At 60.5% G+C, this 18,240-nt stretch carries 21 protein-coding genes; 8 read left to right on the top strand and 13 right to left on the bottom strand.

The features are described from left to right. Positions 1–48 precede the first annotated feature (48 nt). The 3 genes from RCAS_RS08805 to RCAS_RS08815 all read left to right on the top strand — a co-directional run bounded on the left by RCAS_RS08805 (position 49) and on the right by RCAS_RS08815 (position 1,259). Positions 49–555 carry a hypothetical protein gene (locus tag RCAS_RS08805; RefSeq protein WP_012120234.1) on the top strand — a complete coding sequence of 169 codons (507 nt, stop codon included), beginning with the start codon at positions 49–51 and terminating at the stop codon, positions 553–555. 19 nt (positions 556–574) lie between these two features. Continuing rightward, positions 575–826 carry a hypothetical protein gene (locus RCAS_RS08810; protein WP_157042593.1) on the top strand — a complete coding sequence of 84 codons (252 nt, stop codon included), beginning with the start codon at positions 575–577 and terminating at the stop codon, positions 824–826. A gap of 73 nt (positions 827–899) precedes the next feature. Beyond that, a complete protein-coding gene (locus RCAS_RS08815) occupies positions 900–1,259 on the top strand; it encodes a hypothetical protein (RefSeq protein WP_012120236.1) in 360 nt (119 codons plus the stop codon). Here the strand turns inward: RCAS_RS08815 and RCAS_RS25585 are convergent. Beyond that, positions 1,227–1,436, bottom strand: coding sequence for a hypothetical protein (locus RCAS_RS25585; RefSeq protein WP_198136063.1), 210 nt, complete (start codon positions 1,434–1,436; stop codon positions 1,227–1,229). The genes RCAS_RS08815 and RCAS_RS25585 overlap by 33 nt on opposite strands. On the opposite strand from RCAS_RS25585, the gene RCAS_RS26490 reads away from it, so the two are divergent. After that, a complete protein-coding gene (locus RCAS_RS26490; protein ID WP_408638387.1) occupies positions 1,435–1,758 on the top strand; it encodes a nucleotidyltransferase family protein in 324 nt (107 codons plus the stop codon). The two genes, RCAS_RS25585 and RCAS_RS26490, sit on opposite strands and share 2 nt — an antisense overlap. Positions 1,759–2,238: 480 nt before the next feature. Here RCAS_RS26490 and RCAS_RS08830 read toward each other — a convergent pair whose 3' ends face one another. The 4 genes from RCAS_RS08830 to RCAS_RS08850 form a co-directional block, all read right to left on the bottom strand. Beyond that, complete coding sequence (locus RCAS_RS08830; RefSeq protein ID WP_012120239.1) at positions 2,239–3,351, bottom strand: iron chelate uptake ABC transporter family permease subunit; 1,113 nt, start codon at positions 3,349–3,351, stop codon at positions 2,239–2,241. A gap of 57 nt (positions 3,352–3,408) precedes the next feature. Then, positions 3,409–4,290, bottom strand: a complete 882-nt coding sequence (locus RCAS_RS08835; RefSeq protein WP_012120240.1) for a metal ABC transporter permease — start codon at positions 4,288–4,290, stop codon at positions 3,409–3,411. Positions 4,291–4,555: 265 nt separating this feature from the next. Next, positions 4,556–5,347, bottom strand: a complete 792-nt coding sequence (locus RCAS_RS08845) for a metal ABC transporter ATP-binding protein (protein ID WP_012120241.1) — start codon at positions 5,345–5,347, stop codon at positions 4,556–4,558. A 69-nt stretch (positions 5,348–5,416) separates the two neighbouring features. Further along, the gene (locus tag RCAS_RS08850; protein WP_012120242.1) at positions 5,417–6,346 is read right to left on the bottom strand and encodes a metal ABC transporter solute-binding protein, Zn/Mn family; all 930 of its coding nucleotides are present in this window, start codon (positions 6,344–6,346) and stop codon (positions 5,417–5,419) included. 869 nt (positions 6,347–7,215) lie between these two features. Here RCAS_RS08850 and RCAS_RS08855 point away from each other — a divergent pair. Further along, complete coding sequence (locus tag RCAS_RS08855) at positions 7,216–7,542, top strand: hypothetical protein (RefSeq protein WP_012120243.1); 327 nt, start codon at positions 7,216–7,218, stop codon at positions 7,540–7,542. A gap of 14 nt (positions 7,543–7,556) precedes the next feature. Here RCAS_RS08855 and RCAS_RS08860 read toward each other — a convergent pair whose 3' ends face one another. Continuing rightward, a complete protein-coding gene (locus tag RCAS_RS08860; protein ID WP_012120244.1) occupies positions 7,557–8,432 on the bottom strand; it encodes a DUF2085 domain-containing protein in 876 nt (291 codons plus the stop codon). Between the two features lie 284 nt (positions 8,433–8,716). On the opposite strand from RCAS_RS08860, the gene RCAS_RS08865 reads away from it, so the two are divergent. From RCAS_RS08865 to pth, 3 genes are all read left to right on the top strand, one after another. Further along, complete coding sequence (locus RCAS_RS08865; RefSeq protein WP_012120245.1) at positions 8,717–9,583, top strand: sortase; 867 nt, start codon at positions 8,717–8,719, stop codon at positions 9,581–9,583. A 33-nt stretch (positions 9,584–9,616) separates the two neighbouring features. Continuing rightward, a complete protein-coding gene (locus RCAS_RS08870) occupies positions 9,617–11,536 on the top strand; it encodes a hypothetical protein (RefSeq protein ID WP_012120246.1) in 1,920 nt (639 codons plus the stop codon). Positions 11,537–11,930: 394 nt separating this feature from the next. Beyond that, on the top strand, positions 11,931–12,575 hold the full coding sequence (gene pth / locus RCAS_RS08875; RefSeq protein ID WP_012120247.1) for an aminoacyl-tRNA hydrolase: 645 nt from the start codon (positions 11,931–11,933) through the stop codon (positions 12,573–12,575). Here the strand turns inward: pth and RCAS_RS08880 are convergent. The 7 genes from RCAS_RS08880 to mvk form a co-directional block, all read right to left on the bottom strand. Then, a complete protein-coding gene (locus RCAS_RS08880) occupies positions 12,572–13,102 on the bottom strand; it encodes a GTP-binding protein (RefSeq protein WP_012120248.1) in 531 nt (176 codons plus the stop codon). The two genes, pth and RCAS_RS08880, sit on opposite strands and share 4 nt — an antisense overlap. Positions 13,103–13,128: 26 nt before the next feature. Continuing rightward, positions 13,129–13,950, bottom strand: coding sequence for a DUF4388 domain-containing protein (locus RCAS_RS08885; protein ID WP_012120249.1), 822 nt, complete (start codon positions 13,948–13,950; stop codon positions 13,129–13,131). 30 nt (positions 13,951–13,980) lie between these two features. Then, positions 13,981–14,922, bottom strand: coding sequence for a DUF1385 domain-containing protein (locus RCAS_RS08890; RefSeq protein WP_012120250.1), 942 nt, complete (start codon positions 14,920–14,922; stop codon positions 13,981–13,983). A gap of 153 nt (positions 14,923–15,075) precedes the next feature. Continuing rightward, positions 15,076–15,519 (bottom strand): hypothetical protein, encoded by a 444-nt coding sequence (locus RCAS_RS08895; protein ID WP_012120251.1) that lies wholly within the window; start codon positions 15,517–15,519, stop codon positions 15,076–15,078. Positions 15,520–15,581: 62 nt separating this feature from the next. Beyond that, positions 15,582–15,830: a hypothetical protein gene (locus tag RCAS_RS08900; RefSeq protein WP_012120252.1), complete on the bottom strand. Its 249-nt coding sequence runs from the start codon at positions 15,828–15,830 to the stop codon at positions 15,582–15,584. A 16-nt stretch (positions 15,831–15,846) separates the two neighbouring features. Further along, positions 15,847–16,962 (bottom strand): tRNA 2-thiouridine(34) synthase MnmA, encoded by a 1,116-nt coding sequence (mnmA, locus tag RCAS_RS08905; RefSeq protein WP_041331879.1) that lies wholly within the window; start codon positions 16,960–16,962, stop codon positions 15,847–15,849. Between the two features lie 266 nt (positions 16,963–17,228). Continuing rightward, the gene (gene mvk, locus RCAS_RS08910) at positions 17,229–18,179 is read right to left on the bottom strand and encodes a mevalonate kinase (protein WP_012120254.1); all 951 of its coding nucleotides are present in this window, start codon (positions 18,177–18,179) and stop codon (positions 17,229–17,231) included. Between the last annotated feature and the right edge of the window lie 61 nt (positions 18,180–18,240).

Here is an 18,240-nt window from a genome sequence, read left to right on the forward strand (position 1 = left end):
AAGCGGGGGTGATGCGCTCGGTAGGGCAGCGCATAGAAGGTGAAACATATGAACGCACGACAGAATGCGCGACACCGGCGCTATGAAGGCAGCGCCGAAACAAGAACGTTCATTGCGTTGATGGCTCTGTGCATCATAACGCTGCTGGCAGCCGTCGGATTGGGATTCAAGATGCGCGACAGCGATCTGGGGAGGTCCATCACGCAGGTGCTGACCGGGGGTGCGTCGAGGCAGACGCCGGGTATTCAGGGACCGGGTTCTCAATCGCCGCTGGTGCATGCGCCGGATGTGACAGCGCCGGATGTGACAGCGCCTGATATTCAGCTTCCCAACCTTCCGAGCGTCGGAGCGCCGGTCATCGGCGCGCCTGCTGCCTCGACGGTCGGCACGGGTGATGTGGTCGTACTGTTCAGCATCGGCGTCGTCCTCCTGACCATGGAATACGTCATTGCGTGGATGACAACAGGGATGCTGGTCGTACTGTTCAGCATCGGCGTCGTCCTCCTGACGGTGTCTGGTCTCTTGTACGTGAGGCTGCGTATGAGAGCCGAATGATGGTGCAGCAACGATGTCGATGAAGAGAATATTCGCAATTGCCGCAATTGTCGCGTTCGTCGCAATGATTGGTGCGCTCGTTCTGGCTGCCGGTCCGTGGCGGTTGTTGCTGATCGGTTTGGCCGGCATCAGCGGTCTGGTGATGTCGCTTGCTCGCGTTATGGCGTTCGACACTCCATCGACCAGGGTGCAGCGCGCCATTGCTATCCTGTACGAGGTGGCATTCTGGCTTGGTTTGATCGGTCTGGCGCTCTTCTCGTTCACGCGTTGATGATGGCGCGCTGCGGGGAATGTTACACATTACGGCGTACCCTGTAACGTTCTAGCGCAGTGGAGATTATCGAATGGCAAAGCGCATACGTCTTATGGCTGATTATGCCGCATACCCGCTCTGGTGGGGAGAGCCGGATCTGGTTGGAAATATCGATCCCTCGGCTCTGCCTTTGAGCGCGGAAACCATCGCTCGCCTGATGGAATGGTCCGCACGGTACGATGCGACCTTGAATAAGGATGATCCGGCAGCGTCGGGCTTCCCTACCGACGAGGAGCAACGAGCGTTCGAGGACGCTGGTCTTGAACTCTGGCGACGGGTGCGCGAGGAATTAGGGGCGGCATATGATGTCTGGTATTTTAGTGATCGCTATCAGCGCCTCTTCAGCCATCCTGACGAATTAGAAGCGATGATGGCATCGTCTGGCGAGTGAGCCGTAACACAGCAGCGGCGCGCCGCGCGTAGCGGATGCCAACGGACCAGGGGCAGGGGCGCCGCGCCCGGCGGCGCGCAGACCGGCGGGCGGGGGACCGGGGAATGGCGGCGCGCCGCGTGTGGCGGATGCCGATGGACCGGGGGCGGGGGCGCCGCTGCGCGTCCCGCAAGGCATGACTCCTGAACAGTTTCGGTCATTTGCGTCCGCAGTGCGCAATGGTGCAGGACACCTTGGGTCGGATATTCGGGTGCAAGGGAGTCGTACGGCGGGCACAGCACGACCTGACTCGGATATTGATATCGCGATTCGTGTATCGCCCGAACGGTTCAATCAGCTTATACGAGAGCGATTCGGAACACCCAATCCGGGCAGTGCGAAAGAGCATACCATGCTGCACGCGCTGGAAGAGCGATTTGGGTATCCAGTTGATATCTCGGTGATTCGTGAGGGCGGACCGTTTGATCGAGGTCCCTGGGTACCGCTACCAAACGAATAACACAATCAGAAAGCCTAAGCCTGGAGATTCGGGTGATCGAACGTGGAATTGTCGTGCAAGATATATGTAGACAGCGATCTGAGTTGCCCCCAACTCGCCAACCTGGTTGCTCAGTGGGTTGGTGGATCGATCCGAGGGGTGACTGTTCATGGCTCAGGATATGAGATCGACATTTTGGCGAATAATAAAGCCGATGTGCGGCATAAGAAAGAATTCCCTGACGGATTTCTGTATTTCACGAGGCTCGTTGAGTTCTACACCGATGCTGGCGAACCGGTGGCGCGACAGGCGGCGATGGTCACGCGCATTCTCGAGGCGTTTTGGGCTTCGAATGTTCCCGCAGTCGCAGCATGGATGATGAAGACGTGTTGCTGCATCGGGGCGGTTCGCGAAGCCATGATATCCCGTGGCCGATTGCGCAGGTGTGACGCATTTGCCATTCTCGCCGAACCTTCCCACCTCTGAGGCTGAACATCTCTATCATCCCTCCCCGCCAAGCGTCTGCACTGCGAGACGCCTTCCGCTCTCCGTCAGCACGATCAGGTCCCTCTGTCGCTCCAGCAGACCGTGCTGTTCCGCGCGATGCAGGATCTGTGTGGTAAATGCCGCATTCCAGCGCAAATGTTCGCTGAGATGTGATGGATGACATTCAACCCTGGCTTGTGGCGTTGCTTCGTGGTGGAGCAGGTGCACCAGCAGCATCGCCTGCGCAAATTCCTGGCGCTGGCGGGCATGGCGCAACGCCTGCGCGACCAGACCGCGTTCGGGGGCAAACACCCACGCCACGCCAAAGATCAGTCCGCTGACGACCGCCATGGCGCCGGCGAGCGATGTGTCGAGCACAAACGCAGCCGCACATCCCAGGATTGCTGCCAGCGCGCCAAAGATGGCACTCAACGCCAGCATGTGCGACAGACGATCAGTAAGCAGATAGGCGGCGGCGGGTGGCGCCACCATCAACGCGACGACCAGCACCGAACCGACGGCGTTGAATGCCCCCACTGCCGTCAGTGATACAACGCTCATTAGCCCGTAGTGCAGCGCCGTGGGCATGAATCCGAGCGTTGCCGCCAGCGCCGCATCGAAGGTCGCCAGTTTCAGCTCTTTGTAGAACAGGATGAGCAACAGCAGCGACATGCCCAGAATGCCGCTCATCAACCAGAGCGCCCGCGGTCCCAGATCGATATCCCCCAGGGTATATCGGTCGAGTGGCGCGAACGCCAGTTCGCCAAGCAACACGGCATCGACATCGAGATGAACATTCCCGGCATACTGTGCGATCAGAATGACTGCAATACTGAACAGAAACGGGAAAACCAGCCCAATCGCGGCGTCTTCGCGTACCCGTCCCGTTTGGTTCAAAAGTTCGATCAGGGCAACCGTCGCCACACCTGCGGTTGCAGCAGCCATCACAAGGAGTGGCGAGGTTGTGTCGCGCACAACAAAGAATGCCAGAACAATGCCCAACAGAACTGTGTGCGTGATGGCGTCGCTGATCATCGCCACCCGACGCAAGACCAGAAAGGCGCCGGGCAGAGCGCAGGCGACCGCAGTGACCATTGCAATGAGAATGATTTCTGTCAACGGACTCATGAGTTCAGATGCTCGTCGCAATCTCACTTCTGAGATGGTTCGGATGTGAGTATAGGGTCACGACGGTGCGACCGGTCGGGCATTCCGCACCCATGCCCACACCAGACCACGTTGCGGCGCCAGCAGGAGTGAAACGAGGGTCAGCCCACTGATACATACCACGATCATCGGTCCAGTCGGAAGGCGGGCGGCAGTGCTGCTCAACAGCGCTCCGGCAACACCGGCAGTGGCGCCGAAGATGCCGGAAAGCGCAACCATCACGCCAAGCCGATCTGTCCACTGACGCGCTGCTGCCGCCGGAGCGACGATCATTGCGCTCATCAGCACTGCCCCAACCGTCTGTAGCCCGATGATGATCGCCACAACCAGCAGCGATGTCAACAGTACATCAAGGATGCGCACCGGCAACCCAATGCTGCTGGCAAAATCCGGGTCGAACGCCAGGATCGCACATTCTTTCCAGCACAACGCCAGGATCAGCAATGCCGGCAGACCGATGACCGCCATTGCGACGACATCGCGTTCGAGCAGGGTTGCTGCCTGACCGAAGAGATATTTGTCGAGACCCGCCTGCGCTGCGGTGGGCCATTTTTGCACCCACGTCAGCAGCAGCAGACCGGCGCCGAAAAAGGTCGCCAGAATCAAGCCAAGGGCGCTATCGCTCTTGAGGCGCGTTGTGCGCACAATCGACATAACGACCATAGCGCCGATCCAGCAGGCGAAGGCTGCGCCGATCATCAGCGCCATTGGCTCTTTGCTGCCGGTGACGATGAACGCCAGCACGATGCCGGGCAGCGCCGCATGCGACATGGCATCGCCAAGCAGACTCTGCCGACGCAGCACGGCGAATGCGCCGATCATGCCGCTCACGATGCCGAGCAGCGCCGATCCGAGCGCAACGGTGCGGAGAGTGTAGTCGAAGAACAAATCGTTGAACATAGAGAACTGAGAACCGAGAACTGAGAATCGAGAACTGAGAATCAGGAACCAAACTCGTCACTGCCCGTTACCTGGCACTCATCACTCATTATACCAATGACGATTGGAGATACCGCATGCGTGTCATGCCGCGCGCCGCGACTTGTCATGCCGCGCGCCGCGAGGAATCTCAGCGGGTCGCGCACGACCCCGCGCGCGGCGCGGGGTGACCATGCCGGATGGTCACCGGTCATTGGTATTACTCGTCACTGAGCAGACGGTTTTCTCAAGGTGAAACGACAATTCTGGCGCGTTGCTCACCGGCGACTGCGCCAGGAAACTGCCCTTCGAGAAACGCAATTCGCCCGCCATATGCGGCGCGCAACGCGGCTTCGGTAAACGCCTCTGCAACCGGACCGCTGGCGACCAACCGCACATTGAGCAACGCGACCCAGTCGAAGTACTCGGCGACTGTTTGCAGATCGTGGTGTACGACGACAACGGTTTTTCCGGCGGCGCGCAAATCCTGGAGCAATCCGACGATTGCCCGCTCGGTGGTCGCATCAACCCCCTGAAACGGCTCGTCCATGAAATAGACCTGTGCGTCCTGCACCAGTGCGCGCGCCAGAAAGACGCGCTGCTGTTGCCCACCGGATAGCTGGCTGATCTGGCGATGGGCAAACTCCTGCATCCCGACACGGGTCAGCGCCTCGTGTGCCAGTTCGTGTTCGCGTTTTCCTGGGCGGCGGAACCATCCAAGCGCGCCATATCGCCCCATCATAACCACATCGAGCACGCTGGCTGGAAAATCCCAATCGACGCTGCTGCGCTGCGGCACATACGCTACCAGTCGGCGCTGTTCGGCATATGGTTTGCCGTAGATCAACACCTGCCCGGCAGCCGGACGGATGAGACCCAGGATGGTCTTGAGTAACGTTGTTTTCCCGGCGCCATTCGGTCCGATGATCCCCATCAACACGCCACCTGGCACGGTCAGATCAATATCCCAAAGTACCGGTTTGTCGCGGTATGCGACGGTCAGATCGGTCACTTGAATGGCTAGTTGTTCGCTGGTCATATGAGATTCCTCATTCTGAACGCCTACAGGGGGACGTCCCTGCTTGTCTCTTGCCTTGCGCCGCTGACCTCATGCGGCGCCACGCAATGCGCGTACAATCGTGTCGATATTGTGGCGCACCATGCCGATGTAGGTTCCCTCCGACGTTCCGGGTGTCCCCAGGGCGTCGGAGAAGAGTTCGCCCCCAATCGCTACCGTAAAACCTCGCTCCTGCACTGCTGCCTGCACCGCCTCGATGGTGCGTTGTGGCACGGAGGTCTCGACGAAGATTGCCGGAATGTGGCGCGTTGCAATAAATTCAGCCAGCGCCTGTACATCAGCAGCGCCTGCTTCGGTTGCCGTGCTGATGCCCTGCAATCCACGAACCTCGAACCCGTAGGCACGACCAAAGTAGCGAAAGGCATCGTGCGCAGTGATCAGCACCCGTTGCCCGGCGGGAATGGTCGCCGACTGCTCCAGCGCGTAGGTGTGCAACGCATCGAGTTGACGAATATAATTGTCAGCATTCGCGCGATAGACCGATGCATTGGAAGGATCGAGATCGATCAGCGCGTCGCGCACATGCTCCGCCGCTCGCTTCCACAGCGTCACATCGAACCAGATATGCGGATCGTACAGGTTTTCATACTTGTCCGACGGTAGCAGCGATTCGCGCGGGATGCCGGCCGTCACCGCGACTGTTCTGACCCGACCCTGCATGCGTTCGAGCACGTCGCCCATTGCCGCTTCGAGGTGCAGCCCGTTATAGAAGATAATGTCCGCATCCTGGAGTCGGATCACATCCCTGGCGCTCGCTTTGTACACGTGTGGATCAACCCCCGGACCCATCAGGCTGATCACGCTGACGCGCTCGCCGCCGATGTTTTGCACCAGATCGCCAACTATGCCCGTGGTTGTCACCACGCGGATGGGACGGTCGGACAGATTGCCGTCGGGCGCACCGGGCGATGCACACGCAACCAGTACCAGCATCAGCAGCAGCAACCCGAAGTGTTTCATCTCTTCCTCGAATGATTTTATTTTCCAAAAAAGATAATTTTGGAAATCCTAAAATCTATGAAGGATTATACCGAGATTGTGGGAGTTGTCAAGGGCGCGGGTGGAGTCTGCTCAAGGGGAACGTTTGTTGGGGGCGAGGGGTGATTATCGCGTCTCGACGTCGTTGCCTCCTCACCTCCCGATCTCCAAAGGGCGAGGGTTTGGTTGGGGACGCAGGTCTCTTGCCCGCATTCGGCTTGTGACTTCCAGGGGTGGCATTTTCAGGGGCGAGGGTTGCTTGCCGCACTGGACACCGTTTTTCTCACTCCTTCCCCCTTCTTCATCCCGGTGGAGCGAACTTGCGCTGAGCGTAGCGAAGCAAGGCGTCCGGACATTCTGATGCCTGATACCAATGCCCTGTGACCATCCGGCATGGTCACCCCGCGCCGCGCGCGGGGTCGTGCGCGACCCGCTGAGATTCCTCGCGGCGCGCGGCATGACAAGTCGCGGCGCGCGGCATGACACGCATGCGGCGTCTTCAATCGTCATTGGTATCACCCCTCACCTCTCACCGCTCGCCTCACGCCCCTCGCGCCTCACGCCTCTCCCCTCACCCCTCTCATACCAATGCCCTGTGACCATCCGGCATGGTCACCCCGCGCCGCGCGCGGGGTCGTGCGCGACCCGCTGAGATTCCTCGCGGCGCGCGGCATGACAAGTCGCGGCGCGCGGCATGACACGCATGCGGCGTCTTCAATCGTCATTGGTATGAAACGGACGATGCATGATGCAGGTTTGGAACCATCGACACGTGTGAGCCTCCAGCCAGGAGTAGGTCTGGCGTGTAACCGGGTCGGCGCATTGCGCATCATACGTGCAGGAGGAGCAGCATGTTCCGGCGGAAGTCATTGCCACAGGCGTCTCACACGATGGCGCCTTCCGAAGACGAGTTGCAGCGACTGCACGAACAGGCGGTCAATCGGCGGTACGATCTGCGTGTCTGCAATCCGGCGCACGGCGGCTTCTATGCATTCATGGCGCGCTACAAGGACGCCGCAGATGATCCAGACGCCCTCGAACAACTGGCGGAGGAGATCGTTGCGCGCCAGGCACGCCTGGTCCATGATGCCGGACTCTTCGAGTCGTTCGGACATCTGGCGGACCTTGCACGCTGGCGTGCTCGCGCGCTGCGCGTTCGAAACGGCGCGCCGATATGAGGTGCGTCTGGAGTTCAACCGCCGATGAGCGCGGTGCGAAGCCACGCCATCCCTGCCAGGAACGCGCCGGTCAGGATCAATGCAAAGGTCGCCGGTCGCGCCAGGTGTGCCAGGCGTGTGATAGTTCCATCATAGTTCATAACGACTGCGGTTGCGGTCAATGCCGTCACGAACAGCGTCCCGCTCACCCCGATAACATCGAGCAGCGCCAGGGGCCACGCCAGAAACCCGACATCAAGCAGTATTGCGGCGAGAAGAACAGCATCGATCAGGATGATCGTCCCCAGTTCGCGCCACTGCCCCACTACCGGCAGCGTTTCATCGACGTCGCGCCGCAGCGAGCGATTGAAGAGGAGCATCAGCGTCACCGCCAGCCCCACGCCGGCGCCCATGCCCGTTGCGGCGCGCAGGTCGTTGCGCGGCTCATACCAGGGTGTCATCCCGATCTCGTTGATCGTCGAATTGATCCCATCGACCGCCATAGTGAGTACAAGCCCGACCAGTATTGCCAGCATAGGCCAGGGTGGCAGTCCGCCAGCCTTCCCCCGACCGTAGAGCGTCAACACGCTCAGCGTCGTCAGCAGACTGAGGTACATCCCTGTGTCGCGCGCGCAGAGGGGCAGTTGAATGCCGCCGACGACCAGGTTGTGCTGCTGCGCACAGACCCCGCTCAGCACAAGAATTAATTTCTTTTCCAACGTTGGCGCGGGAACAAAGAATACTGCGGCGATCAGCGCCAGCAGTGTGAAGAAAAAGATTATTCGCCAGCGGCGTTCCTGTGCTGTGCGTTGCGCCAGCGCAGCCTCAGCGCGCGCCGCTCGAAGCGCATACGCTTGCGCAATGATCTGTTCAGCCGGTATCTCGCCGGATGCTGCGGGTTCGTCGTGCATCGCTCGCGCTCTGTTTTACAATAATTCGGTTCAGCCGGTATCTCGCCGGATGCTGCGGGTTCGTCGTGCATCGCGCGCGCTCTGTACTGCATGACCAGATATTATACACATATCGGCTACAGACACAGCGAAACTTAACGGATCACTTTACACCTCAAGAATATGCAAAGCGATAGCATAGGGCAGATTCGCATATTCCTATTGCACAACTGCCATGCATCGCGTATAATCATTCAAGGTGTGTCATAACCTGCCCATGTTCAGCATGGCAATTGCGCCAGCCTGTGACAACGCAATCAGACGACGAAACCCTTCTTGAAACGCTGATCAACGCGCCGCTGCCGCCAGCCCGATTGTGGCAAAAGCCAGCAGTGTTGCGTTCCTTAGATGAGCACCGTCATCAAGCGCTGAGCGGATACCGCCTGCGCACATGGGTTGATCACTGGCTCCATCGCGCGGAACGTTTGTTTGGCATTGCAGCGCTTCTCATCTTTGGCTGGTGGGTTGTGGACGGACCGGTGCGCGACTGGTGGTACGCGCAGCAGGTGACGCGGCACGCGCCGCCAGTTGAATCGGCTCCGCGACCAATGGTGGTTGTTCGTCCGCCGGCAGCGGTCGAACGTGTTATTCCTGCGGATGTGCCGCTTCCGTTCACAACGCCGGATATGCGCCAGTCCCCCGCTGAAGGATTTCTGGCGCCGCGCTCGCCGGTCGAAGCCGTGGAAGAGCAGGGGACGCCGTTGCCTCGTCGTCTGATCATTCCCGCGATTGGTCTCGATACGCCGGTCGTTGAAGTCTTTATCGTTGATGGCGCCTGGCAGGTCGCTGATTATGCCGCAGGGTATCTCCACGGCACCGGTTTGCCCGGCGATCCCGGCAACCTGGCGCTGGCGGGTCACGCCGGTCTGCGTGGCGCGGTCTTTCGCGATCTGGGACGTTTGACTCCCGGAGCGGATATTTTCGTTGATGCCGGAACATGGCGCTATCAATATCGCGTTCGTGATATGCGCGATGTCTGGCCCACAGATGTCGATGTGCTCGATCCAACGCCAACACCGACGATTACCCTGATCACCTGCACCAACTGGGACATCCAGCGCCTGATTGTCATTGGTGATCTGGTCGGAGCGCAGCCGCTGACAGGCGAATAGCGCCGCGCCCGGATCACGAAGGAGGAACGTCACATGCAGCGTCTCCCTGATCGTCATCGTTCACCGCGTTCCGGGCGTGTGCCCGCGCGCTGGACATTCTATGAAGTGCTGCTGATTGCGTTGAGTGTGGCGCTGATCATCTTCCCGCTCTATGCAGAAGTCTATCGCTGGGTGTATCCCGCTTTTGCGCCAGCCGCTCCGCGCGTCCAGGAAGCGCCGACCGACACGCCAACCGACGTGCCGTCCGAGGCGCCGACCGACGCGCCCGCTGAGCCGCAGGCGCGCGTGACCGAAACCCCCGAACCAAGCCCAACAGCCGGTCCAAGCCCCACGAGCAGCCCAACGTCGGTGAACACTCCGACGCCGACCAGTACGCCAACCGCAACACCGGGCGACCAGACGCCGGTGGCGACCAATACACCGACTCCGACCAGCGATGCGGGGGTGACGATCACGCCAATTCCGACGTTCTCGCCTACCAGAACGCCAACGTTTACCTCCACGCCTGGTCCCAGCCCGACGCCGGTGCTCGGCGTCCCGCCGTTGACCCTTTCGAAGTCCGCCTCGGTGCAGTTTGCTTCGCCAGGACAGGAATTCACCTATTCGCTGGTGGTTGACACGAATTCATCGGTTCCGATCCAGATTGAGGTGCGCGATCCGATTAATGCGCAACTGGAGGTGACCGGAACGAGCGTTTCAAACGGGTCGTGCCAGGTAAGCGGCAATACCGTTGTGTGTAATGTTACTGCCGTTGTCAATCAACCGGTGTCGATCAATATCAATGTCCGTGTGCGCACCGGCATTCAATCCGAAACTCTTATCGCCAACCAGGCGGCAGCGCAGGACGCGCGCGGTTTCACGGCAGCCTCCGATTCGGTATCTGTGCGCATTCCGGGCGGCATCATTCCGCCGACGCCGTCGCCGGACCCCAATCGGCCAACGTCGCCGCCAGCAACCCCAACACCGCCAATTGCTCCTTCGCCAACCCAGCCGTCAACCCCGCCACAACCACCGGCGCCTCCGCCTTCCGGCGGCGATGGCGGCGGAGGAGGCGGCACTCCCCCGGAAGGCGCGCCGCCTCCTCCGCCGGTGATCGACCTGGTGCTGCCGCCGACGCCGGCGCCGGTTGCGCCAGCGCCGCAACAGCCGCAACAGCCGCGTCCGACTCGCTCCGCCGGTACTGGAGGCGCGCGTACTGCGACGCCAACGGCATCGCCGACGACGATTGCTGCCACCGACGCGATCTTCTTCCGCATGGCGAGCAACTGGGGGAGTGCCTTCCCCGGTGATGCCGTGACGTATGTGATCGCTGTGCGCAATACGCATCCGTCCAATTCACTGCGCGATCTGGCGCTGCGCAGTGTGTTTCCGGCAAATCTGGAGATCACCGGTCTTTCCTCCGGTCCGATCGATCGCAATACGCCAGGGGCATTCACCCCCGGTGATCCGTCGCGCACCGACAACCGCATTTCACTGGGGGTCGCCGAGTTGCCTGCCGGTCAGGGGTTCGAGGTGATCGTCCAGACGAAGATTAAGCCGAATGTGTCGGGCGGGACACGTATCGTGGCGCAGGCGGAATTGACCTTTGCCGGTCTCGCTATCCCGCTCTATTCGAATATCGTCACTGTCGAAGTGGTCAACGCGGCGCAGGCGCAGGTTCTGCCGACGGATACGGCGACCGCAACGCCAACTGAAGCGCCAACCGCGATGCCGACCAGCACGTTGACGCCTGTGCCGGCCACCGAGCCGCCGACGGTGGTAGTCGAAGCGGGGCAACCGGCGGCAGTCGCGCCAACGGCGACACCCGGCGCGGCTGGGAGCGTCGTCGGTTCAGCGGGGACAGCGCCGTTGCCGGCAACCAGCACCGGAGTTCCGCTGGCAGGCTTTGCGCTGCTCGGCGCAACGCTCCTGGCGCGCACATGGCGGCTCCATCGCGCGAAGTCGCGTATCTGAGGCGAGCGATCAGCCAGGGATCGAGCAAGGCGGGTTGTTGCCGTGAGAACGGTGCAGAGCGGAACACAGACTCGCGCGGGTGGAGACAAATTGATCCCATCCCGACTCCTTTGTATTCTCATCCCTCGCCTCCCTCCTCTCAGTTGTTCAAGGGCGAGGGGTGTTTGCCGTATCCCGCCATCTCTGCGTTCTCACTTCCCGCCTCTTCTTCGCCCCGGTGGAGCGCGTTGATGCCGGGCATGACGAAGCAGGGAGTTTCGACTTCCTGATAAGCACAACGCGCGATACAGGATGATGCTTGCTGGAAAATCGATACCTGTGAGGATGATCACCTCTTCCCTGCTGCGTGTATCATGAGCGCCACAACCGATGTCCTGATTGCAGGAGCAAACATGTGTGGCTGATTGTCGGTCTCGGCAATCCGGGCGAAACGTATGCCCGGACGCGCCATAATATCGGGTTTCGCGTGGTGACGGAACTGGCGCAGCGGCATCATCTCCGGTTTACACATAAACGCGCAAAAGCGGAGATTGCCGAAGGAGAAATTGCCGGTCAGCGCGTGGCGCTTGCGCTGCCGCAGACGTATATGAACCTGAGCGGGCAGGCGGTCGTCGGGTTGCGCCAGTGGTACAAGATCGATCCGGCGACTGAGTTGCTGGTGGTGTATGACGATGTTGATCTGCCGTTCGGCGTGCTTCGCCTGCGCGAGCGCGGCAGCGCCGGAACACACAACGGCATGCGGTCAATCGTCGCGCTTCTGGGGTCGCAGGTTTTTCCTCGATTGCGGATTGGCATTGATCGTCCGCCGGTCGCGTGGAACCTGGCGGACTATGTGTTGGCGCGGTTCACCCCTGAGCAAGAGGCACAGTTGCCGGAGGTCACTCGGCGCGCGGCAGATGCGCTGGAGTTGGTGCTCCGTGAAGGCATCGTTGTTGCGATGAATCGGATCAATGCCCCGCCGCCGAAACCAGAAAAAAAGCGTGGGTCAGAGACCTCCGACCCATCCGCCGAAAGCGCAGACCATGCAGGCGGCGGTTAATCCTCGCTGCGCTGCATGATGACATCGAGCAATTCGAGCAACACATTCTTGACACTCTCACGCTCCGTCGCCATGCAGGGCAACACTTTGATATGGGAAGGAAGGCGCAGCGCCAGGCGCAACTCTTCCGGCGACCAGGCGTTGGGGCGATCCTGCTTATTGGCTGCCACCACGTAGGGGGTCTCACGGTACGACATAAAGAAATCAATGATGCGATTGGTTTCGCGAAATGTTTCGGGGCGCGTACTATCGACAAGGATGACCAGCCCCAGCATCCCCTCCGAGAGGATTTCCCACATAAAATCGAATCGCTTCTGCCCTGGCGTGCCGAACAGGTGCAGCACCAGGTCATCGCCGATGGCAATGCGCCCGAAGTCCATAGCAACTGTCGTTTCCTTCTTAATCAGCCGGGTATCATCAGTTGCGGGACGTTCGGTCGAAACCACTTCGATTTCGCTGATCGTCTTGATGAACTCGGTTTTTCCGGCGTTGACTGCGCCGCTGATAACCATTTTTACCGTCTGCACACCGGTCCTCCGTGCTGACTGCGCCGTTACATACCACGAATGCGGTTGATAATGCGAGTGACCAGACTTTTCTTGACACGTGGCGCCTCTGCCAGGGGGCGACCCGTGGCCAGCATCGGCACCGGCGCCGGCTTGCGAATCACATCGACCAACCCGGCGGTGAGGAAGCCATAGACAATACGGCAGACATCGAATTCGCTCATTCCCGTCTTTCGGGCAATCTCCGCCAGCGTGTCTTTGCCATTGATCCGTGCAAACACGCGCCACTCGTCAGCAGCAAGGTTGATCCCTTTGGTGCGCTCGATGGGTTGCTCGATAAATCGCACGATCAGGTCGGTATTCGGAATACGATCCTTGATCCGTCCCCATTCATCGATACGTCGCACACCTTCCATAATCAGGTGCTCAACTGCCAGAGGGGTTGGCATGATCGGCGCGGTCGGTTCCGGGCGTTGCCCTTGTTCAAAGCGAAATTCGCCCTCATTCCAACCGAACAGCGCATACACCGATTCCTCGATATGCTGTTGCAGGATGCGCTGTAATTCATCGCGTCCGATCAATTCCAGGTTCACGAGCACCTGCGACAGGCTGACGCCGTTCTGACTCTGGTGCGCCTGCGCCGCCTGCGCTGCCTGCACCGGTGTCAGTTTCCCTTTGCGGACGAGCAGCTCGGTGACTGGCACGTTATCGTCCTTGCGGGTTGCGGTGATCAGTTTCCCCTTCTCGAAATAGAGCGACGCCAGTTCATCGGCGCGGCTCAGGTGCAGGCACCCGGTCTTATAGCCCCGGTCAACGAGGTACAGGAAGTCCGAGAGACCAAAATCGCGGATGTTACCGACCAGCGGCATGGATTTCCTCCACTCGCGCGATGCGAGGGTTTATGCGAGCGCGGCATCAGCAGGCGGTCGCGCCACGCCGTGCGCCAGCGATGCGTCGAACGCCGCAGGAACAACGCCATCGGCGGCAAGCGCCGGTATCAAGGCGGCGATTGCCACTGCTATCATTGTATCATCGGGTTCGCGGGTGGTCAGGCGCTGCAACGCCAGTGATGGCGCAATCAAACGCCTCACCCAGCCACGATGGAAGTTCGCTGCTGACAGGCGCAACAGTTCATAGGAAACTGCTGCGATGACCGGCACTAAAATGATGCGCGAGAGCAACCGTTCGCTGAGCGGCAGACTGCTGAAGAGCGCGAAGAACGGGATGCTCAACACAACGACGACGAGCAGGAAACTTGTGCCGCAGCGGGGATGCAACAGGGAAAACGAACGCACCGATTCGACAGTCAACGGCGCGCCGGCTTCATAGGCGTTAATCGTCTTGTGCTCAGCGCCGTGATACCCGAATGTGCGCTGAATATCCGGCATTCGCCCGATAAGCGTCAGATAGCCGATAAAGATGGCGAGTTGAATGAACCCTTCCGCTGCGTCGCGCATGAGCGGTGTTGCTCCCAGGCGCTCGATCAGGCTGGCAATCAGGAGCGGCGCCACAAAAAACAACCCAAATGCGAATGCCAGCGACACTATCAGAGTCAGCGCAATCGCGCCTTTTGACTGAGGCTGTTCTTCTTCGCCGAGGGCGGCGCTGGCGGAGAAATTGAGCGCTCGAATGCCGAGGCTCAGCGTATCCCACAGCATCAAAATGCCGCGCAGGAATGGCAGAGTTTCCCACATACGGCGACGCTCGACATTCAGCGGTTCGTGGCGAAAGACAATCTCCCCCGATGGGGTGCGCACGGCAACCGTTGCCTGGCGTAAGCCGCGCATCATAACGCCTTCAAGAACGGCCTGACCGCCATACGAAAATGATTGCTCACTCATGCCTTCGTCCAACCCGCACCACAATCCACAGACCAGTTTCCGGCGCGCGCGTTCCAACACTCGGCTGCCTATTGACGTATGATACCACGGAGCGTAGTGGACGACAATAGCGCGCCAGTACCACCAGAAGGTGGGTATTCTCTCACCGATGCGCTAGGACGCCTGCTCGTCGTCGCGCCTGGCAAGATACGCTGCGGCGGCGCGAACCCCCGCCATAAGACCAGACACACGAATGACTGGCGCAATCGCGCGATCCGCCAGGAACGATGTCGTGCCGCTCACGGTCCTCGTGGTATCGCGCAGGTTTGCCGCTACGCCGCGCCCCTGTTCCAGCACCTGATCGAGTTTGACCGACACTTCTTCCAGTTTGGGAATCAGCGATGTTCGGGAGACGCGGGTCAGCGTGCGCACGGCATAGACCAGCACGAGCAGCAGCGCAATTGAAATCAGCGCCGAGATCATCTGAAATACCGCCAGCACGACAATCGCAATGTCGCGTGACGCGATGCGAAAATCAGGGGACAGGTACGCGCCGACAATGAACCCGACAATGATCAGCAGCACAAGGGTCAATCCGATGCCGATCCATCTTCCCACAGCGCATCTCCTTTTTCCAGACGCGACAGCCATTCGGATGCCGCGGAGCGGCGCTGATTATATCACAGGCGCAATCGTGAGGCAACGATCAGCATCACCCAGGCGCCGAGCGTGGTTTCGAGCACCGGGACGCCGGCAGGCGTGATCAGGCGCAGCGGCAGCCGCGCATCGAGTGCCAGAGCAATGAGCGCGCCTCCGGTCGCTGCCAGCCAGAACACCGGTATCTGAACCCAGCGTCGCCCCCAGAGCAGATGTGCCAGGGCGGCGCTCACGGTGACGATCAACAGGATCAGCAAAAGATCTGGCGGCATGGATTACACGTCTCCCTCAGTCGCGCGCAATCCGTCCGCCCCCAAGCACAACTGCGCCGTCGTAGAAGACGATTGCCTGCCCTGGGGTAATGGCGCGCTGCGGATGCTCGAAGCGCACCTCGACACGCTCCGGCTCGACGGGAGTCACCCGCGCCGGAACGGCATCGGCATGCGCCCGAATCTGCGCCAGACAGTCGAACGGCGCCTCGGGCCAGGAACCGCTGACGAAGGTTACTCGTTCAGCGCGCAGCGTTGTGCGCCGGAGCGCCGATTCAGGACCGACGATCACCGCGTTGCGCGCCACGTCGAGCGCCATCACATACATCGGTTGACCGGTCGCAATGCCAAGACCGCGCCGTTGCCCGATGGTATAGAGCGGCAATCCCTGGTGCCGGCCCACCTCGCGCCCCTCAAGGTCGAGGATCGGTCCAGGACGCAGCGCATCGGGGCGCTCTTCACGCAGCAGGTTGCGGTAGTCGCCGCCGGGGACGAAACAAATGTCCTGGCTCTCCGGTCGGTTGGCGCTTGCCAGTCCGCGCGCGGCAGCCAGGGCGCGAACCTCTGCCTTGGTGTACTCGCCAATTGGAAACATCAGCCGCGCCAGGTCGTCCTGACCGAGCATATAGAGCATGTACGACTGATCCTTCTCCTCATCGACGGCGCGCAGCAGCCGGTAAACGGCGCGTTGGGCGCCATTCGGCGATGGGGAGGCGGAGTGATCGGCAGGTGTCTTATCAACACGGATGCGGGCATAATGCCCGGTGGCAACATAGTCGAACCCCAGGGCGCGCGCGCGCGCCAGCAGCGCGCGGAACTTGATCTCGCGGTTGCACTCCAGGCATGGGTTGGGCGTGAAGCCGCTGGCGTATTCACGCAAAAAATATTCGATCACAGAGCGCCGAAACTCGCGTTGATAATTGAAGACATAGTATGGTATGCCGAGTTGTGCGCACACGCGACGGGCGCTTTCGGTCATCTCCTGGGAGCAGCAGAGGCTCTCCGCCAGGCGGTCATCGTCGCCCTCCCAGAGATGCAGGGTGACGCCGGTGACGTCGTGCCCGGCTTCGTGGAGCAGCGCAGCCGCCAGGGAACTGTCCACACCGCCGCTCATGGCTATCATGATCTTCGCCATTGGAATAATGACTTCACTGCAAAAAGCGGTAACCACGAAGGTCACAAAGGGACACGAAAATGCGCTTCATTTTTATTCACCTTCGTGCGCTTCGTGTCCTTTGTGGTTAAGCCTTTTTGCAGTGGACTCAATAATGGTTCATTTCCAGACGCTCAACCAACAAAGGTTCGTTCTGTTCGTTGAGCGTGTATGTCTCTCACATGTTTGATCAACAAAAAGCGGTACACCGCCGCTCGTTCCTTGTAGTATAGCATATCGCCCGCTGTTCAGGCGGATGCGCTGACGGTGGTTTCCAACACCCGCGCGGCGCCGACTGCCAGCAGCGCCTCACGCACCGACACCACGGTTTCAGGGTCAACCAGGGCGATCATCACGCCGCCCCATCCACCGCCGGAGAGTTTGGCGCCCGCCGCCCCCGCCCTGCGCGCCGCCGTGATCAGTCGCTCGAGTTCCGGTGACGATACGCCGATCTGTTCCAGCGCCTCCTGGTTGCGGTCGAGCAACGGTCCCAGGGTTGCCACATCGCCTCGTGCCAGCGCGTGACGCGCCTGATGCACCACATCTGCCACCAGATCGAACAGGGCTTCGTAGCGCGCCGGGTCTTCCTGCCAGCGCCGCCGTACCTCGCCGACCGGCAGGCGCGTGGCGCTGCGCACACCCGTGTCGCCGATCACCAGGGTGAAGGGTGCAGCAATCGGCAACGGCTCGATCAGGTGTGGCGGCTCGCTGCGTCGCTGGAACCAGATTGCCTGCTCGTATGCGATCACGGTGTTGTCGATGCCGCTGGGTGTGCCATGGTAGCGCTGCTCACTTGCGTACACCAGCGCCGAAATCTCGGCGGCGCTCAGGTTGCGTCCGAACGCCGTAGCCAGTGCGCGCACGATAGCCGTTGCAATCGCAGCGCCGCTCCCCATGCCGCTCGCAATAGGGATATCTGACGTGATCGTGATCTGGATGTCTGGTATTCTGGTTATCCCCAACTGTTTGAGGGTCGCCAGCGTCAGTTCGGAGAGGGGATCGCCGGGAGCGGCGGCAAGCAGCCAGCGCCGCCCCAGGTTGGGTGCGTCGAAGCGAATGCCAATCCCCGCTGCGCCCGGAGCGACGCTGGCGCGTGCGCGAATCTTGCTGAGCGGCAGCGCAATTGCCGGACGACCGTAGACGACGGCATGCTCGCCGCACAGGATGATTTTGCCAGGAGCGGATGTGTGAGATTGCATAGAACTAAGAACTAAGAACTAAGAACTGAGAACTGAGAACTGGTTAGGGGTTAGATTGCTT

Origin of the sequence: Roseiflexus castenholzii DSM 13941 (genome assembly GCF_000017805.1) — a bacterium.
GTDB classification, from domain to species: Bacteria; Chloroflexota; Chloroflexia; order Chloroflexales; family Roseiflexaceae; genus Roseiflexus; species Roseiflexus castenholzii.

What these genes read in the sequence shown, in the direction of transcription:
- RCAS_RS08805 (WP_012120234.1), top strand. Translation starts at nt 49, where the DNA reads ATGAACGCACGACAGAATGCGCGACACCGGCGCTATGAAGGCAGCGCC.
- RCAS_RS08810 (WP_157042593.1), top strand. Translation starts at nt 575, where the DNA reads ATGAAGAGAATATTCGCAATTGCCGCAATTGTCGCGTTCGTCGCAATG.
- RCAS_RS08815 (WP_012120236.1), top strand. Translation starts at nt 900, where the DNA reads ATGGCAAAGCGCATACGTCTTATGGCTGATTATGCCGCATACCCGCTC.
- RCAS_RS26490 (WP_408638387.1), top strand. Translation starts at nt 1,435, where the DNA reads ATGACTCCTGAACAGTTTCGGTCATTTGCGTCCGCAGTGCGCAATGGT.
- RCAS_RS25585 (WP_198136063.1), bottom strand. Translation starts at nt 1,436, where the DNA reads ATGCCTTGCGGGACGCGCAGCGGCGCCCCCGCCCCCGGTCCATCGGCA.
- RCAS_RS08830 (WP_012120239.1), bottom strand. Translation starts at nt 3,351, where the DNA reads ATGAGTCCGTTGACAGAAATCATTCTCATTGCAATGGTCACTGCGGTC.
- RCAS_RS08835 (WP_012120240.1), bottom strand. Translation starts at nt 4,290, where the DNA reads ATGTTCAACGATTTGTTCTTCGACTACACTCTCCGCACCGTTGCGCTC.
- RCAS_RS08845 (WP_012120241.1), bottom strand. Translation starts at nt 5,347, where the DNA reads ATGACCAGCGAACAACTAGCCATTCAAGTGACCGATCTGACCGTCGCA.
- RCAS_RS08850 (WP_012120242.1), bottom strand. Translation starts at nt 6,346, where the DNA reads ATGAAACACTTCGGGTTGCTGCTGCTGATGCTGGTACTGGTTGCGTGT.
- RCAS_RS08855 (WP_012120243.1), top strand. Translation starts at nt 7,216, where the DNA reads ATGTTCCGGCGGAAGTCATTGCCACAGGCGTCTCACACGATGGCGCCT.
- RCAS_RS08860 (WP_012120244.1), bottom strand. Translation starts at nt 8,432, where the DNA reads ATGCACGACGAACCCGCAGCATCCGGCGAGATACCGGCTGAACAGATC.
- RCAS_RS08870 (WP_012120246.1), top strand. Translation starts at nt 9,617, where the DNA reads ATGCAGCGTCTCCCTGATCGTCATCGTTCACCGCGTTCCGGGCGTGTG.
- RCAS_RS08885 (WP_012120249.1), bottom strand. Translation starts at nt 13,950, where the DNA reads ATGCCGCTGGTCGGTAACATCCGCGATTTTGGTCTCTCGGACTTCCTG.
- RCAS_RS08890 (WP_012120250.1), bottom strand. Translation starts at nt 14,922, where the DNA reads ATGAGTGAGCAATCATTTTCGTATGGCGGTCAGGCCGTTCTTGAAGGC.
- RCAS_RS08900 (WP_012120252.1), bottom strand. Translation starts at nt 15,830, where the DNA reads ATGCCGCCAGATCTTTTGCTGATCCTGTTGATCGTCACCGTGAGCGCC.
- mnmA (WP_041331879.1), bottom strand. Translation starts at nt 16,962, where the DNA reads ATGGCGAAGATCATGATAGCCATGAGCGGCGGTGTGGACAGTTCCCTG.
- mvk (WP_012120254.1), bottom strand. Translation starts at nt 18,179, where the DNA reads ATGCAATCTCACACATCCGCTCCTGGCAAAATCATCCTGTGCGGCGAG.